The following is a 266-nucleotide window of genomic DNA, read 5'->3' on the forward strand; positions in this document are numbered from 1 at the left end:
GGGCGCGGCCAAGATCGTGCGCACGCTGCAGCAGCCGGTGGCGATCGACGGGCGCAGCGTGCAGCCCGCGGTCGGCGTGGGGATCGCCGTGTGCCCCCAGGATGGCGACGATGCGGCGCTGCTGTGCCGGCGCGCCGACGAGGCCAGTGGCGATGCCCTGACGATGCCCGAGCGCCACGCGTTCTGGGTCGCGCCGGCATTGCCGCTCGACATCCTCCACGACGAATTGCGGATCGCGATCGCCGACAACCAGCTGCAGATGTTTC

At 71.4% G+C, this 266-nt stretch carries 1 pseudogene; it reads left to right on the forward strand.

What is annotated here, in order from left to right:
* A pseudogene (locus SB660_RS21195) lies at nucleotides 1-266 on the forward strand (hypothetical protein); the annotation flags it as partial.

This window comes from Bacillus sp. SIMBA_005, from assembly GCF_046535585.1.
GTDB classification, from domain to species: Bacteria; Bacillota; Bacilli; order Bacillales; family Bacillaceae; genus Bacillus; species Bacillus pumilus.